Annotated in this window: 12 protein-coding genes; 3 read left to right on the top strand and 9 right to left on the bottom strand. The window is 65.0% G+C overall.

What is annotated here, in order from left to right:
• The first annotated feature begins 1,184 nt into the window (after positions 1 to 1,184).
• Complete coding sequence (locus ACVJ5M_RS14370) at positions 1,185 to 2,345, top strand: MFS transporter (protein ID WP_283017267.1); 1,161 nt, start codon at positions 1,185 to 1,187, stop codon at positions 2,343 to 2,345.
• Positions 2,346 to 2,351: 6 nt separating this feature from the next.
• Here the strand turns inward: ACVJ5M_RS14370 and ACVJ5M_RS14365 are convergent, their stop codons facing one another.
• The gene (locus ACVJ5M_RS14365; protein WP_283017268.1) at positions 2,352 to 3,341 is read right to left on the bottom strand and encodes a Bug family tripartite tricarboxylate transporter substrate binding protein; all 990 of its coding nucleotides are present in this window, start codon (positions 3,339 to 3,341) and stop codon (positions 2,352 to 2,354) included.
• Positions 3,342 to 3,639: 298 nt separating this feature from the next.
• On the opposite strand from ACVJ5M_RS14365, the gene ACVJ5M_RS14360 reads away from it, so the two are divergent.
• On the top strand, positions 3,640 to 6,480 hold the full coding sequence (locus ACVJ5M_RS14360; protein ID WP_283017269.1) for an ATP-binding protein: 2,841 nt from the start codon (positions 3,640 to 3,642) through the stop codon (positions 6,478 to 6,480).
• A gap of 45 nt (positions 6,481 to 6,525) precedes the next feature.
• Here the strand turns inward: ACVJ5M_RS14360 and ACVJ5M_RS14355 are convergent, their stop codons facing one another.
• The 3 genes from ACVJ5M_RS14355 to ACVJ5M_RS14345 form a co-directional block, all read right to left on the bottom strand.
• Positions 6,526 to 7,464 carry an aldo/keto reductase gene (locus tag ACVJ5M_RS14355; RefSeq protein ID WP_283017270.1) on the bottom strand — a complete coding sequence of 313 codons (939 nt, stop codon included), beginning with the start codon at positions 7,462 to 7,464 and terminating at the stop codon, positions 6,526 to 6,528.
• A gap of 82 nt (positions 7,465 to 7,546) precedes the next feature.
• Entirely contained in the window at positions 7,547 to 9,040 is a 1,494-nt protein-coding gene (locus ACVJ5M_RS14350) for an MDR family MFS transporter (protein ID WP_283017271.1), read from the bottom strand.
• Complete coding sequence (locus ACVJ5M_RS14345; protein ID WP_283017272.1) at positions 9,037 to 10,179, bottom strand: HlyD family secretion protein; 1,143 nt, start codon at positions 10,177 to 10,179, stop codon at positions 9,037 to 9,039. Before ACVJ5M_RS14345 ends, ACVJ5M_RS14350 begins: the two co-directional genes overlap by 4 nt.
• A 139-nt stretch (positions 10,180 to 10,318) precedes the next feature.
• On the opposite strand from ACVJ5M_RS14345, the gene ACVJ5M_RS14340 reads away from it, so the two are divergent.
• Positions 10,319 to 10,960: a TetR/AcrR family transcriptional regulator gene (locus ACVJ5M_RS14340; RefSeq protein WP_283017273.1), complete on the top strand. Its 642-nt coding sequence runs from the start codon at positions 10,319 to 10,321 to the stop codon at positions 10,958 to 10,960.
• A 94-nt stretch (positions 10,961 to 11,054) separates the two neighbouring features.
• On the opposite strand, the gene msrA is transcribed toward ACVJ5M_RS14340, so the two are convergent.
• From msrA to ACVJ5M_RS14315, 5 genes are all read right to left on the bottom strand, one after another.
• Positions 11,055 to 11,570: a peptide-methionine (S)-S-oxide reductase MsrA gene (gene msrA, locus ACVJ5M_RS14335; RefSeq protein WP_283017274.1), complete on the bottom strand. Its 516-nt coding sequence runs from the start codon at positions 11,568 to 11,570 to the stop codon at positions 11,055 to 11,057.
• A gap of 29 nt (positions 11,571 to 11,599) precedes the next feature.
• On the bottom strand, positions 11,600 to 11,995 hold the full coding sequence (locus ACVJ5M_RS14330; RefSeq protein WP_354098177.1) for a cupin domain-containing protein: 396 nt from the start codon (positions 11,993 to 11,995) through the stop codon (positions 11,600 to 11,602).
• A gap of 81 nt (positions 11,996 to 12,076) precedes the next feature.
• Positions 12,077 to 12,499 carry an OsmC family protein gene (locus tag ACVJ5M_RS14325; protein ID WP_166343305.1) on the bottom strand — a complete coding sequence of 141 codons (423 nt, stop codon included), beginning with the start codon at positions 12,497 to 12,499 and terminating at the stop codon, positions 12,077 to 12,079.
• 120 nt (positions 12,500 to 12,619) lie between these two features.
• Positions 12,620 to 13,468 carry an enoyl-CoA hydratase/isomerase family protein gene (locus ACVJ5M_RS14320; RefSeq protein ID WP_283017276.1) on the bottom strand — a complete coding sequence of 283 codons (849 nt, stop codon included), beginning with the start codon at positions 13,466 to 13,468 and terminating at the stop codon, positions 12,620 to 12,622.
• 65 nt (positions 13,469 to 13,533) lie between these two features.
• On the bottom strand, positions 13,534 to 14,847 hold the full coding sequence (locus ACVJ5M_RS14315; protein WP_283017277.1) for an epoxide hydrolase family protein: 1,314 nt from the start codon (positions 14,845 to 14,847) through the stop codon (positions 13,534 to 13,536).
• Between the last annotated feature and the right edge of the window lie 34 nt (positions 14,848 to 14,881).

The raw sequence follows: 14,881 nt of genomic DNA, 5'->3' as shown, positions 1-14,881 counted from the left end.
ACCGGGAGCCTGACGATGAGTGAACGTTCGGAGCCGAAACAGGTCTGTCGTCGCAACGCACTCACTTTCCTTGGATACGCGGCCGTGTTTGGGCTTATGGCCTCGCCCGCAATTTTGGCGGTGTCAGAGGCGGAAGCTCAGACCACCACGGCGCCCGCCACGCCCACGACGCCGCCCGCAGACGCGCCGATGTCTGGGACAGAGCGCCGTCAGGAGCGGCGAAGCGGGCGAACAGAAAGGCGCCAGGAACGCCGGACCGGACGCACAGAACGGCGTCAAGACCGGCGCACAGGACGCGACGAGCGACGGGACGCGCGCGACGGCACCCCGACCACTACAACCACCACCGAGCAGAAAAAGTAGTCCGTTCATTAGGGCCAACCACGGCAACCGGGCCGCAGCGCAGGCCCGGGAAGGCCGTACAGCGCGCGCGGATCGCAGGGCCACCGCATGGGGCGCGCCGCGATCCTCAGGCCGTTCGAGCGGCTTAAGCTTCCCGAACTCCAACTCGCGCCCAACGGCAGGATGTGAAACTAGGGCCTAATAGGGCCCGGCAGGTTCGGGCGGGCCTTTCGTTAGTGCGACTAAAACCGAAATATACCTTTAGTTTCAGGTACTTTCACCGCTTTTAACCGGCCGAAAACAGCGCTTGCGGAAAGGACCACACGGTTTTGCCGTACGCACGGCCCGCCATGTCGCCGCAGTTTTTCCAGCCCTGTCGACGGAGCCGGAAACTTACAGACGAGACGAACCTGACAGCGCCGCTCATCCAGCACGAAGTTTTGGGCTCACGGAGAGCAATCCGCCCCGCCCTTAACCTCTCGCGCCCGACGCTGTCGCGTCCACCGCAAGCCCGGCTCGCGACAGTGACGACACAAGATCGCCCCTCTTGGTGAGCCGGGATGGACGACACATACGCCATTTCCGAATTTCGGTAAAGTGGAATATTCTTGCAAGCGCGGCTTGACACCGGCGCAGCTCGGAATGACCCGGTGTTTTGCCCTACGGCCGCGGCCGGCGGCGTGATTACGAATATCGTCCCGAACGCAACACGCTTCGGAACCCAGGTTGACGTCGCGCCGTTCTTGAGCACTATCTGCGACAATTCGAGCACGCCTCGGACATAAAGGCGCGGCAATCTCAGGGCTTGTCGATCCGCCCCGCCCTGCTTCCCCGGAGTTCCCATGCATTCTGCCGACCGGCCGGCAACGCGCCTCGCGACGCGGCTCGCCTTTCTCGTCGCGGGCTTCGGCATCGCGTGCTGGGCGCCGCTGGTGCCGTTCGCAAAGACGCGGCTCGGCGTCGATGACGGCGTTCTTGGATTGCTCCTGCTCAGCCTCGGCATCGGCTCGGTCGTCGCGATGCTTCTGACCGGAGTCATGAGCGCGCGCTACGGCAGCAAGCCGATCATCATTGCGGGCGGGCTCGGTCTGGCGCTGGTGCTGCCCCTGCTGGCGATCGCAAGCTCGCCGGCAACGCTGGCGCTGGCCCTGTTCGCCTTCGGCGCCGCGCTCGGCTCCATCGACGTCGCCATGAACATTCATGCGGTCGAGGTGGAGCGCGACGCGGGCCGCCCGCTGATGTCCGGCTTCCACGCGCTGTTCAGCATCGGCGGCTTCGCGGGATCCGCCTTGATGACTGCGCTGCTCTCGTTGCAACTCGGCGCGCTCGCCTGCACGCTGATCTGCTCCGTGCTGATGCTGGTCGCGATGCTGGCGGCCTGGCCGCGCCTGCTTCGTTCGGTGCAGGTGCAGGACGGACCGCTCTTCGTGCTGCCGCATGGCTCCGTGCTCCTGCTGGCGCTGCTCGCCGCCATCACTTTCCTCGTCGAGGGCGCGATGCTCGATTGGGGCGCGCTGCTCGTCATCGGCGCCGGCCTCGTCTCGGAGACGCAAGGCGGGATCGGCTACATCGTGTTCTCGATCGCGATGACCGCGGGGCGGCTCGGCGGCGACGCCGTCGTCGCACGCATCGGGGATCGCGCGACATTGTTCTGGGGCAGCATCATTTCGATCGCGGGCTTCGTAGTCCTGCTCAGGGCGCCCGTAGCGGCGGTCGCCATCGGCGGCTTCCTGCTGATCGGCCTCGGTGCATCGAACCTCGTGCCGGTGCTGTTCCGCCGGGCGGCCAGGCAGACCGTGATGCCCACGGGGCTCGCCGTCGCCGCCATCACGACCGCAGGCTACGCGGGCATCCTCATCGGTCCCGCCGGTGTCGGCTTCGTCGCACGGCTTGGCGGATTGCCGACAGCGTTCTGGCTGCTGGCCGCGCTGATGTGTCTCGTCGCGCTGTCGGCGCGCATGGTCACGGCGGAGGGCCGGCAGACGTCGCGCGTGGAGGCCTGAGCGGCCTCACAAATTGCTCAGCCCGATCGACTTGATCACGGGCGCCAGGCTTGCCGTTGTCACGTCGATGATGCGCTGGAATTTGTCGGGACTCGAATCGATGTCGGGCTCGATGCCCTGGGCACGGTAGTTTGCCTGCATCGCCGGATCGGCCATCGCGACCAGCGTCGCCTGTGCGATCCGGTCGATGATCGCATCGTCGGTGTGCCTGGGTGCGAAGATGCCGAACCAGCCCTCATAGCGGAGATCCGGCATGCCGGATTCGACCGCGGTCGGAATCTCCGGCGCGCCGCTCAACCGCTTTTCGCTGCTGACCGCCAGCAGCCTGACCTTCCCGGCCTCGCCCAGTTGCTTCAACTGGTCGGACATGACGCCGATGACGAGCGATATCTGGCCACCGGCGAGGTCGTTGGTCGCCTGCGAAATGCCCCGATACGGCACGTGGACGATGTCCAGCGCGCCGGCCTGCTGCTTGAAGGATTCGCCGACCAGATGGTTGCCAGTGCCGATGCCTGGTGTCCCGTAGGACAGTTTTCCCGGATTATCCCTAGCGTAGGCAATCAGCTCACGCAGATCCGCGGCAGGCACCGACGGATGGACCGCGAAAACCAGCGCGGTGCTGATCAAGCGATAGATGGCGCGAAAATCGTCGACCGAATAGCCGGGATTTTTCGAGGTCAGGGGAATGATGACCTGCGTGCTGCCATTGCCGAGCAGCAGCGAATAGCCGTCGGGCTCCTCGCGCGCGACCGTCGCAGCCCCGATCGCGCCGCCCGCACCGCCGATATATTCCACGAAGGTCGGCCCAAGCAGCGATGACATCTTGTCCACCCAGGGACGCCCGATCTGGTCCCCCGCTCCGCCGGCTCCATACGGAAGCACGAGGCGAATGGGACGAGACGGATAATCAGCGGTTTGTCCGCTGCGCGGGATCGCCGCCAGCGCCGCTGCGCCCGATAGCGCATGGACGAATCGTCGCCGCGAGAAGGAAGCCATGTTCGAATTCCGGAAGTCGGTGGTCACTGTCGAGGCGGGACCGGCTCCCGAACCATCCAGTCTCAGCAATCTGCTACCGCCGTCAATTCGCCATCCGGGTGAGAGCACCGGTGTCATCGCCCTGTCATGTCACCATAACCCTTTACTTCTTAAGGGTTATTTCGGCGGACCGACCGATCGAAGCCATGCGCGCAGGGCTACCAGCTCTGCCCACTGCTTTCGGCCAGTTTACTGTACGCCTCGTTCTGATAGACCAAAAAGTAATACATTTTGACTCCCGTTGCGGGGGCAATGGCGCGTGCCAGATCGTACCGAAGACTCGGCCATTTCTTTTGGGCCATTTCGACTATTTCCGAAGTCGCGGCTCTTGGAGAAGGAGGGCTCGCCGCTTCACGTCGGCGGCCGCGCGCTCGATATTCTGATCTTCCTCGCCGAGCGCCCCGGCGAAGTCATCGACAAGAGAGAGCTGGTCAAGCGCATCTGGGCCGACGTCAATGTCGACGAGGGCAGCCTGCGCTTCCACGTCGCGGCACTGCGCAAGGCGCTGGGCGATACCGGCAAGTCGGCCCGTTATGTCGTCAATGTGCCCGGCCGCGGCTACTGCTTTGTCGCCTCGCTCGCTCACGCGGCCCCGCCGGCCGCTCAGCCCGCCGTGAATATCGCACCTCCCCGTTCCCTTCCCTCGCCGCTCTCGAAAATGGTCGGACGGGAGGAGATCGTCGAGAAGATATCGAACGGGCTTTCGTTGCATCGCTTCATGACGGTGGTCGGCCCCGGCGGCATCGGCAAGACCGCCGTCGCCGTCACCGTCGGGCATCGCAGATCGGCGGATTTCGGCGGGCGCGTATTCTTCGTCGACTTCGGTCCACTGAGGGATGCCAGCCACATCGCGACCACCATCGCCTCCGCACTGGGACTGACCATCAGCGCGGAGGATCCGACGCCGGCCCTGCTGACATTCCTGAAGACCGGCCCAGCCCTGCTGATCTTCGACAGCTGCGAGCATGTGCTGGATGCGTTGGCGCCGCTCGTCGAGCGCATCGTTCGCGACGCACCGCAGCTTCGCGTTCTCGCAACCAGCCGCGAGTCGTTCCGGAGCGACGGCGAAAGGATTTTCCGCCTGTTCCCGCTGGATTGCCCGCCGGAGCGCGAGGACCTGGGTGTCGCCGAGGTCCTCGCTTACCCCGCGGCCCAGCTCTTCGTCGAGCGCATTGCGCAGAGCTCGGGTCCGTTCCAGCTCAGTGCGGAAGAAGCGCCGCTCGTCGCGAGCATTTGCCGGCGCCTCGATGGCATTGCGCTCGCAATCGAGCTCGCGGCCGGCCGTGTCAATGCGTACGGCATTGCCGGCACGGCGTCGCTGCTCGACAGCCGCTTCTCGTTGCAGTGGCGGGGTCGGCGCACCGCCGTGCCACGACACCAGACGCTCGCCGCGGCGCTCGACTGGAGCTACGATCTGCTACCTCCCGCCGAGAGTGCCACGCTGCGACGCCTGTCGGTCTTTGCCGGGGCCTTCGCGCCGGAGGCGGCTGCCGCTGTGGCCGCCGGCGACGGCCTCGGCGCGTCCGAAACGCTGGAGGCGATCGACAGCCTCGTCACCAAATCGCTGATCTCGCCATCCGGCTCGCGAACGCTGCGCTATCGCCTGCTCGACACCACACGCACCTATGCGCATGGAAAGCTGAACGAGCTCGGCGAGACCAGTCAGTTCGCGCGCCGTCATGGAGAGCATTTTCGCGACTTCTTCGAGCGCGCGGAGGCCGATACATCGACGCCGCTGCCGGAATGGCTGAGCATCTATGGCGCGGAGCTGGACAATGTGCGCGCCGCATTGAACTGGGCCTTCGGGCCCGACGGCGACGCCGCACTCGGGATCGCGCTGACGGCGGCTGCCGTCACGCTGTGGGTCCGCCTGTCCCTGTTCGCCGAATGCCGCGAGCGCGCCAAGACGGCGCTCACCGCGCTCGGCGACAGCGGCGGCGATGATCGCATTCGCATGCAACTCCTGTCGGCGCTCGGCTGGTCGCTGATGTATGGCGAGGGCCGCGCCCGCGAGGCGCGTCCGATCCTCGAGACGACCCTGGAGCTGGCTGACAGGCTCGACGACAAAGACTTCCGGCTGCGCGCGCTCTGGGGCTTGTGCATCGACCAGTTCAACAACGGACAGTTCGGCAAGGCCCGTGCGCTCGCCGACCGGTTTGCGAATGCAGCGGCGAACTCGTCGGACAGGACCGATCTCATGCTGGGCGACCGGCTAATGGCGGTGGCGCTGCACTATCTCGGCGATCAGAACGACGCACGGCTCCGCATCGAGCGCGTGAACGCGTCGCTGCACGTGCTGGCGGAGAAGCCGAAGATCTTCCCGCTCGACCTCAGGATATCGACGCAATATTTCCGGGCCCGCATCCTGTGGCTTCAGGGCCTCGCCGATCAGGCCCAGGCGCTCGCCGCCCGAAACATCGAGGAAGGTCGCGCCAACGGCCACGCGCTGACTTTCTGCAGCGTGCTGGGGCAAGCCGCCTGCCCGATCGCCTTCTGGTCCGGCGATTTCGAGGCCGCGGAGCGCCACGGCGCCGAGCTGCTCGAACACACCGAGCGCCACGCCATCCGGCTGTGGGGCCTGTGGGCACGGGCCTTCAACGCGGCGGTCGTCGTAAGGCGTGGCGACGTCGCGACCGGCCTGCCGCTGCTGCGCGAAGAGCTCAATCGCGCCGGCGATGCGCGTTTCCTGCCGCGCTTTCTTCCGCTGCTCGGCGAACTCGCCGCATGTTCCGGCGAGGCCCACCAGGTCGACCGTGGCCTCGACGTGATCGAGGACGTCCTGACCCGCTGCAACGACCGGCAGGAGCTGTGGTATCTGCCGGAACTGATCCGCATCAAGGGCGAGTTGTTGCTCAAGAGCCCGCGGCATGCGGGGGACGCCGAGGCGCGCTTTCGCGAGGCCATGGACATTGCCAACCAGCAGGGCGCGCGATTCTGGGAGCTGCGCGGCGCGATCAGCCTTGCGCGGTTCATGATCGGAGCCGGCCAGAGTGCAGAGGCCCTGGCAATTCTCGAACGTGCATGCGGGGCGTTCAGCGAGGGCGCCGGCATCGCCGATATCCGCAGCGCACGCGATTTGATCGCGCAACTCCGGATTTGACGAGGCCGGCCGAAGGCCTTCGGTCTTCGTACCACACCGCTCGCTTCATCCTGCCCGCGGAATGAATCCGGGCACGCCGGTCTCGACCACTGTGTTGAAGCGGACATTCGTCGTGATGTGGTCCCGCATCTCCCGCATGGCGTCTTCAGGCAGCGTCGAAATATCGAAGTTTTCCTCGATCCGCCGAGGATTGGTTGAGGTCATCAGGAAAGCCGTGCCGCGCTGGACGGCCCAGGCCAGGGCGACTTGAGCCGGCGTCTTGTGCAGGCGCTCCGCGATGGCGGTGATCACGGGGTCAGCGAGGAGGTTCGGCTTCATGGCGTGTCCCAGCGCGGCAAACGCCTGCAGCACAATTCCATGCTCCCGACAGAAGTCGAGCAGGTCCCATTCGGGCAGGTACGGATGCGATTCGACCTGCACCATGGCAGGCCTGATCCGCGCGACCTCGACGATCTCGCGCAGCTTCTCCAAGGTGATGTCCGACAGCCCGATCGACTTGCAGTGCCCCTCGTCGACGAGGCGCTCTAGCGCCCCCCATGTCTCCGCCAACGTCACGCCTGAATCATAGATCACATGGCCACTCGCGTCCCTCGGGTCCTGCTCGTCACCGGGTTGAAAGGCGAAGGGGGTATGGATGATGTAGCAATCGATCTCGTCGAGTTGCAGCCGCCGGCGACTGGCGTCGAAGGCGGGCCTGACCCGCTCCGGCCGATGATTGGTGTTCCACAGCTTCGTCGTAACGAACAGGTCCTGGCGCTGAAGCGCGCCCGCCCTGAACGCATCCTGTAGCGCATCGCCGACGGCCGCTTCGTTGCGATAGCGCTCGGCACAATCGAGATGTCGAAATCCGGCCTCCAATGCAGCCCTGGTGGCCTGCCTCGTCACGAGCGGATCCGGAATGAGCGTGCCAAATCCGACTGCGGGAATCGTCACGGCCTCATGCGTGGGAATTCTCGTGTAACGAAGTGAATCCGAGGTCGTCATGGTGATACTCCTTGTTGACTGCTGGCCGCGCGATGCGGAGGAAGCGATCGAGATTGCCGACACATTTCACGACTCTCCGGCGTTAGCCGGCGGGACGCGGCTTACGAAGAAAGAACACCAGCGGGATCACGACGAGCATGGCGAACATCAGGATCTCAAACTGATCGATGACCGCAACCGTGGCCGCCTGGCGCGTGACCATGCCGTTGAGGGCGGCGAGACCTGACTTCCCGATCGGGCCCGTGACATTCGCCGCGACACGATAAGGCATGAGATGCTTGGCGAGCGCGATATGCACGGCCTGGGTGTTGGCATAGAAGAAGAGCTGGACCACCGCGATGCCGATGGTGCTGCCATAAAGGCGCGACAGGTTGATCAGCGCACTGCCTTCAGGGCGAAGCTTCGGATCGAGCGTTCCGAAAGCGGCCCTCACCAGCGCCGGCAACAACATGCCGAGACCTGCGCCCTGGAGGAAACCTGCTTCGACGACCGGCCGCCAATCCATCGCCGGCGAATAGCCGAGCATCAGCCAGTTGGCATAGACCACCAGCGCCATGCCCCCCATGAGGAACGGCCGGTAGTCGACCTGTCCCGGAACCAGGCTCGTCAGCACCAGCGCTCCCACCAGCGCCACGCCGCGTGGAATGCTCATGTAGCCGGTGGTGTCGACAGGGTAGTTGAGCAACTCCTCCAGCATCGGGGACGTCAACGCCAATGTCGGCAGCAGGACGAAGCCGAGCGCAAAGGAGATCACCGTCGAGAGGACGAGATTGCGATCCCTGAACAGCGCCGTGCGGAGAAAATGTTCCTTCTTCGTCAGAACGTGCACGATGAAGAGATAGAACCCCAGGACCGAGGCGATCGCTTCGACCCAGATCTCCGTCGAGGCGAACCATTCGAGGCGCTCGCCGCGATCCAGCAGCATCTGCAGCCCGATCATGCCGGCGGAGAAGGTCGTCAGGCCGAAGACGTCGAAGGGCTGGCTCCGCTCTGCCCGCTTCTCGCCCAGGAACAGGGCCATCGTCAGGGCGATGAAGGCCGTCATGGGCAGGCTGACATAGAAGATCGACGGCCAGCCGTAATATTCGCTGAGCCAGCCACCAAGAGCGGGACCGGTGCTGATGCCGAGCAGCGAGCAGACCGTCAATGCCAGGCCCATGCGCGCTTGCCGCGCCGCCGGCGTCGCCTCGAGCAGAATCGCCAATGAGAGCGGCGCAAGTGGTCCGCTCGCCGCGCCCTGGAGAATCCGCGCCAGCACGAACTGGATCGACGTCGTCGCCAGCGTGTCGAGGACAAGACCAAGCGTGAAGACGGCAAGGGCTGCCTGATAGACCGCCTTGCGGCCGTAGCGTCCCGCGAGCCATTGCGCGATCGACATGGTCACGGCGCTTGCAGCGATATACGAGGAGAACACCCAGCCGACCTCGTCATTGGCCATCGAGAGCGTGGCCTGGATGTGCGGCAGCGCGGCGTTCGGTATTGAAATGTTGACGGCCTGCATATAGGTCGCCATCAGGGCGGCCGCCGAGATTGCATGATGACCGCCGGTCGCGGTCGATGGGAGGGGCGTACTCATTTGACCTCCGTCGCAAGCGCAGGCTGGAGCAGATGCAACCAGTTGCGACGATGGCCGGTGTCGACCCGCGCCGTCACGCTGATGCCGGAGAACAGTGGCCGGGTCGGATCGGGATCGTCGAGCTCGAGGCGCACCGGCAGCCGCTGCACGACCTTGACCCAGTTCCCGGTCGCATTCTCCGGTGGCAGGATCGAGAAGTCCGACCCGGTTCCGGGGCTCATGCTGACGATACGCGCCTTGAATTTTCGATCCGGATAGGCGTCGACGTCGATCGTCGCCTCCTGGCCCGGCCGCATGTGGGTCAGGCCCGTCTCACGAAAATTCGCCTCGATCCAGACGTCCCGGCTCGACATCAGTGAGAACGTGGGCGCGCCTGCGTTGACGAAACCGCCGATTTGCAGATCGTCGACCTTGGTCACGATACCGTCGTCGGGCGCCTTCACCGTGGCGTAGGAGAGATCGAGCCGCGCGCGATCGAGCTGCGCCCTGGCCGCGCGGACTGTCGGATGGCGGTCGACATCGATGTCGGGGTCACCGTTGAGCGCGACGACCGTATTGGCGATCTGCTGTTCGATCGATGCCATCCGATGGCGCGCGACCTTGAGATCGGTCTCGGCCCGCTCGTAGACCGCACGCGGCGTGAAGTCGGAGGCGACCAGCATCCTTTTGCGGTCGAACTCGCGCTCGTCGAAAGAGGCCGAGTCCTTCGCCGATTGCAGCTCCGCCTGCTGCTGGCGGTAGGTCGCCTTGAGGGAGTCGATCTGGAGCCGCGCGCTGCCGAGCCGGGCCTCGGCCTGATCGACGGCGATCTGGTAGGGCTCCGGGTCAATTCGAAACAGGACCTGGCCCTGCCGGACACGCTCATTGTCGCGCACGGCGATCTCGACCGCCTGGCCCGGCACCCGCGCGTTGATGGTGACTTTCGCGGCGCGCACGAACGCATCGTCGGTCGAGACATATTGTTCCTGCGCCAGATACATGAAGGCGCCGAACACGGCAGCCGCGGCGGGCACCACGAGCATCAGGGGCCGGCGCAGCCGCCTGGCAAGATCCGCTCCGAACAACGGCGCCGCCGCCTCGCTCCCGCGGAAGCTGCGATCGCCCAGCCAGCCGGCGATTGGCGCAAAGTTCAAACCCATCGTCCTCGTCCTTATCTCATTTACTAACGTTCGTTACAAATATTGTACCCCGATGCGGCGATCAAGCCGCGCGGCCATTGATTTTTATAACGATCCATACAAATATACGTGTGGAGCATGGCAACCAGGTTCGGACGACATGGCACGGAAAAAGAGCGAGACGGGACCGGCGCGCCGGGGACGGCCACCCGCCTACGACACTGAGACGGCCCTCAAGCGGGCAACGGAAACGTTCTGGAGGACGGGCTATTCCGGCACGTCCCTGGACAAGGTCGCGGCCGCGACCGGCATGAGTCCACCGAGCCTCTACGCGGTGTTCGGCAACAAGCACGCGCTCTATCTCGAGGCGTTGGCGCGCTATTGGGAGATCAGCCTCGCGGCAACGCGCGAGGCTCTCGCAGGGGACCATCCCTTGGACGAAGCGCTGATGCTGGCCTATGACGCGGCGCTGTCGATCTACTTTTCCGGCAAGGGATCAGCGCGTGGCTGCTTCGTGGTCGGTACCGCGGTGACCGAAGTCGCCGAGGATGCGGCGATCCGGAGCAGCGTTGCGACGGGACTGCGGGCGATCGATGCCGATTTCGAGGCCCGCTTCCGCCTGGCGCAGGACAAGGGCGAGCTGGATCGCGAGGCCGATCCGGCTGCACTCGCGATCCTTGCCGCCGCCACGATGCAGACCATCGCCATCCGCGCCCGCGCCGGCGCACGCCGCGCCGATCTGAGGGAGATTGCCCGCAAGGCGGTGGCTGTGATCTGCCGACGCCGACCGGAGACGCGTTGAGCCGCGAGGCATTCTCGTGATCGTACGATGAGGGGAGTTCGCACATTTGCACTCCTCGTCAAAAGGCCCTCGGCGGCCGTGCGCGACAATCCGGCTAGCCTCCCACGGCGGCCGCGCGCCTTGGCAGCTTCCAGTCGGGCCGGATGAAGTGGCAGGTGTAGCCATCGGGATAGCGCTCGAGATAATCCTGATGCTCGGGCTCGGCTTCCCAGAACTCCGCTGCGGGCGCAACCTCGGTCACCACCTTGCCGGGCCAAAGACCTGACGCCTCGACATCGGCGATGGTGTCTTCCGCGACTCTCTTCTGCTCGTCACTCGTATAGAAGATTGCCGAGCGGTAGCTCGTGCCCAGATCATTGCCCTGGCGGTTGAGCGTGGTGGGATCGTGGATCTGGAAGAAGAACTCCAGCATGGTCCGGAAGCTCGTCTTGGCGGGATTGAAGATGATCTCGATCGCCTCGGCGTGGCCCTCGTGATTGCGGTAGGTGGCGTTCTTCACATGCCCGCCAGTGTAACCAACACGGGTGGAGATCACCCCCGGTTGCCTGCGGACCAGATCCTGCATGCCCCAGAAACAGCCTCCGGCCAAAACTGCGCGCTCTGTCGTCATCTGATGCTCCATTGATTTCGTCGAGATAGTCAGCACTTGTCCGCTGCCGGATGCAAGCGCGGGTCATCGTGGTCATCGTGATATTCGAGGCCCAGCGGCCCGATGGCGGAGACCTGTGTGACGTATTCGCCGGACTTCGCCCAGTGAAAATGCCAGGTCTCGCCGGGCAGCACGATGACGCTGCCCGGCGGATAGGCTTTCACCTGGTTGCCATCAAAACGTTCGCCGAGGCCGATGTAGAACACACCCGACATGACCGTGTAGATGCGATCTTCCGGATGCTTGTGCGGCATCAGTTTCGTGCCCCCGGGCACCTTCACCCGGACCACGTAAGGTCCGGGTTCATTGGGATGGCCGACCATCACCGCCAGCCGCGCGCCCGGCGGGAACGCAGGGAACGGTTGCCAAGCGATGTCCTCGGGCAAGATCGCCCGGAACCTGTCTTCATCCGGCTGATGCTGGCGAGGCAGATCTTGACGAGGCATGGCACCGCTCCCTGTGTTGGATCAGGTCAATTTGGCGTCGAGCGTGATCGCGGCGTTGAGCACCTTCGACACCGGACAGTTTTTCTCGGCCTCGCCGGCGATCTTGGCGAAACCTGCGTCGTCAAGGTTCGGCACCTTGGCGCGGAGGGTCAGTGCCGACTTGCTGATCTTGAAGCCTTTGCCTTCCGGCTCGAGCGTGATGGCGGCTTCCGTCGACAGCTCGTCCGGCGTGAAGCCGGCGAGTTGAAGGCCGAAGGCCAGTGCCATGGTAAAGCAACCGGCATGGGCTGCGGCGATCAACTCCTCGGGATTGGTGCCCTTCTCGTTCTCGAAGCGGGTCTTGAACGAATAGGGTGTGCCGGCGAGCACGCCGGATTCGCTCGAGAGATTGCCGGTGCCGTCGCGACCGGTGCCCTTCCAGACTGCTGTTGCCTTGCGGATCATCTCAATTCTCCTTGCTGGTTTTTAGGTTGGTTTTAGCACCGGCGCTCGGTAGCGGAGGAAAGCGACATTGGCACGACCGCCTGTCACCCCTCCAACCGGCCGAACGCCACAGCGGTTCCGTTAGCCGCTGATTTGACCCACATGGAAGCCCAGCCGGTTCTCGACGTCGCCGGTGCGGTGGAAACCGCGCGCCATCAGCGCCTTGATGCGGGTCTGGCTGGCGGGACGGCCGAGCGCGGCCAGGAACGCGTCCCACTCCGGCTTGATCTCGTCATCCGGCGGCAGGCTCGCAACATCGACGAGACGCTTGGTCTCTGCGATCGCCTCCTTGTCGAACGACGCAATGCGCATGGCGAGCGCCTCGACGAAGCCGTCGAGCTCGGCATCCGGCAGCGAACGGTTCACGTAGCCGTAACGCTCGGCGAGATCGCCGTGGATGTCATCGGCGCCGAGCAACACTTCGAGCGCACGGCCTCGGCCCATCAGCCGCGGCAACCGGGCCATCGGCCCGCCGCCGGGCACGAGTCCCGCGCCGACCTCCCATTGCGACAGGATCGCCTTCTCGCGGCTGGCAAAGCGCATGTCGCTCGCCAGCGCGAGCTCGCTGCCGACCCCGGTCGCACGGCCCCGGATCGAGGCAATGGAGACGACCGGCGCGCGGCTGAGGCGCACCAGCATGTCGGGCAGCGCCTGCAGGCCGGTCGGACCCGGAGGAACACCGAGAGAGTCCTCCAGCGGCGCCAGGAAGTCGTAATGCGTGATGAAGAAGCGTTCGACGGCGCTGTCGAATACGACGACCTTCACGTCCGGATCGGTCTCAATCGCGGTGATGATGTCGTTGAGCAGCGGAAGGTGCTTTGGGCCGAAGATGTTCACCGGCGGCATGTCGAAGGTGACGCGCCAGTATGTCGGCAGGCGGCGCTCCAGGCGAATGTCTTCGGTGGTGAAGATCTGTACGGGGCGGTTCATTGTTGGCACTCCTGATATGTGTGTTCGGAAAAGGGACGCACGGCAGCGCGCGTCCGCTGCTCGGTTCAGATCGACTGGCGCAGCGGACGGAAGGCGGTGCGCATTTCCGCAGAGAACAGCGCGGGCTGCTCCCAGGCTGCGAAGTGGCCGCCCTTGTCGAGGCGGTTGTAGTGCATCAGCTTCGGATAGGCCTTATCGGCCCAGCTGCGCGGCGCGGCATAGATCTCGTCAGGGAACACGCTGACGGCGACCGGGATCTTGATGTGCTTGGGCGCGAAGAACACCAGCTTGTTCTCCCAGTAGAGCCGCGCCGACGAGACCGCGGTGTTGGTGAGCCAGTAGAGCGTGATGTTGTCGATCACGTCGTCCCGCGACAGGCCTTCGGTCTTGCCGTCGAACACCCGCGCGATCATCGCAGCACTGCGTCCGTCGTGATCGAGCATCCAGGATGCAAGACCGGCCGGCGAGTCGACGAGGCCATAGAGCGTCTGCGGCCGGTTCGACATCTCGATGGCGTAGCCGAGGCCATGCTTGTAGAAATCATCGAGCTGGTCGTAGGCAATGCGCTCGTCGGCCGAGAGGTTCGGTGGCCGCGTCCCGCCGGGCTGAAGCGCCTTGGCGATGTCGTCGGGAACGGTGGCGGGCATGTTGGTGTGAATGCCGAGCAGCTCCGGCGGCGCGATCACCGCCATCTGCTCCGTGACGGCATTGCCCCAATCGCCGCCCTGCGCCACGTAGCGGTTGTAGCCGAGGCGCTTCATCAGCACGATCCAGGCGCGCGCGATGCGCTGGGGATCCCAGCCGAGCTCCGTCGGCTTGCCGGAGAAACCGTGGCCCGGAAGCGAGGGGATCACCAGGTCGAATGCATCCGCGGCCTTCGCGCCATGCGCGGTGGGGTCGGTGAGCGGGCCGACGATCTTCATCTGCTCGATGATCGAGCCCGGCCAGCCATGCGTGACGACCATCGGCAGCGCGTTCTCGTGGCGGGAGCGGATGTGAATGAAGTGGATGTCGACGCCGTCGATCTCGGTGACGAATTGCGGCAAGGCGTTCAGCCGCGCTTCCATCTTCCGCCAGTCGTAGTCGTTCTGCCAGTACCGCACGAGCTGCTGAAGCGTCGTGAGCTGCACGCCCTGCGATTGGTCGGCGACGATCTCGCGATCGGGCCAGCGTGTCGCTGCGAGGCGGCGGCGGAGGTCAAGCAGATCTTCCTCGGGCACGCTGACGCGGAACGGGCGGATCGCGCCGCTTGCAGCGGCCTTTGCCGGATGCAGCGGCAGCAGGCTCGCCACGCTGGCGGCGACCGCGGTCATTGCGGCCTGGCTCAGCAACTGACGACGGTCGGGATTGAGAATGTCGGCTCGTGCTTGCGTTGTCATGGCAGATCTCCCTTGCTTTGGTCGGTGACGCCAA

The organism is Bradyrhizobium sp. S3.7.6 (assembly GCF_054061875.1).
The sequence above is the reverse complement of the archived record's forward strand: the minus strand, read 5'-3'. Positions and strand labels throughout refer to the sequence as shown.

What these genes read in the sequence shown, in the direction of transcription:
- ACVJ5M_RS14325 (WP_166343305.1), bottom strand. Translation starts at nt 12,499, where the DNA reads ATGATCCGCAAGGCAACAGCAGTCTGGAAGGGCACCGGTCGCGACGGC.
- ACVJ5M_RS14340 (WP_283017273.1), top strand. Translation starts at nt 10,319, where the DNA reads ATGGCACGGAAAAAGAGCGAGACGGGACCGGCGCGCCGGGGACGGCCA.
- msrA (WP_283017274.1), bottom strand. Translation starts at nt 11,570, where the DNA reads ATGACGACAGAGCGCGCAGTTTTGGCCGGAGGCTGTTTCTGGGGCATG.
- ACVJ5M_RS14320 (WP_283017276.1), bottom strand. Translation starts at nt 13,468, where the DNA reads ATGAACCGCCCCGTACAGATCTTCACCACCGAAGACATTCGCCTGGAG.
- ACVJ5M_RS14350 (WP_283017271.1), bottom strand. Translation starts at nt 9,040, where the DNA reads ATGAGTACGCCCCTCCCATCGACCGCGACCGGCGGTCATCATGCAATC.
- ACVJ5M_RS14345 (WP_283017272.1), bottom strand. Translation starts at nt 10,179, where the DNA reads ATGGGTTTGAACTTTGCGCCAATCGCCGGCTGGCTGGGCGATCGCAGC.
- ACVJ5M_RS14365 (WP_283017268.1), bottom strand. Translation starts at nt 3,341, where the DNA reads ATGGCTTCCTTCTCGCGGCGACGATTCGTCCATGCGCTATCGGGCGCA.
- ACVJ5M_RS14315 (WP_283017277.1), bottom strand. Translation starts at nt 14,847, where the DNA reads ATGACAACGCAAGCACGAGCCGACATTCTCAATCCCGACCGTCGTCAG.
- ACVJ5M_RS14370 (WP_283017267.1), top strand. Translation starts at nt 1,185, where the DNA reads ATGCATTCTGCCGACCGGCCGGCAACGCGCCTCGCGACGCGGCTCGCC.
- ACVJ5M_RS14355 (WP_283017270.1), bottom strand. Translation starts at nt 7,464, where the DNA reads ATGACGACCTCGGATTCACTTCGTTACACGAGAATTCCCACGCATGAG.